Raw genomic sequence first — 419 nt, forward strand, 5'->3', positions numbered from 1 at the left:
AGGCCAGGTCGTTGCGGATGGTGACCGTTGAGACGCCAAACTGCGCAGAGAGATCGTTAACCTGCACGCTTCCGTGCTGCCGCAGCCGCTGGATAATCAGCTCCCGCCTCTCGCTGGTGCCGGAGACGCGCTTACCTGCAGCAGTATCGCTACTACTCATAAAAGATCCTTTATCCGCTTCTTTCGTTTCATTTCGATTTATCTATTAACCCCTTTCTTATCGCGAAATGCAAGACCCCTCCGGTGGCAAAAATGGCCCTTTTTCGCGGGTCATAGACTTTCATTATGTTTCTTTTGTGAATCAGATCGGAAAACCATTATCTTTCGTTTTATTTTTGACGCAGGCTGGTGCGATATTAAATGAAATAAAACGAAAGATATTTACCAGACAATCCACTGTGGAGAGGAAAGTGAAACAT

2 protein-coding genes are annotated in these 419 nt (G+C 46.5%); one reads left to right on the forward strand and one right to left on the reverse strand.

Annotated elements, in window-relative coordinates:
• Positions 1 to 160 (reverse strand): DeoR family transcriptional regulator (locus J1M41_RS12405; RefSeq protein WP_206451800.1); only part of this gene is annotated, 160 nt, incomplete at its 3' end.
• A 67-nt stretch (positions 161 to 227) separates the two neighbouring features.
• Between J1M41_RS12405 and J1M41_RS11680 the strand changes: the two genes are divergently transcribed.
• Positions 228 to 419 (forward strand): hypothetical protein (locus J1M41_RS11680; RefSeq protein ID WP_206451799.1); only part of this gene is annotated, 192 nt, incomplete at its 3' end.

It is taken from the genome of Micrococcus sp. KRD096, assembly GCF_017168495.1.
GTDB classification, from domain to species: domain Bacteria; phylum Actinomycetota; class Actinomycetes; order Actinomycetales; family Micrococcaceae; genus Micrococcus; species Micrococcus luteus.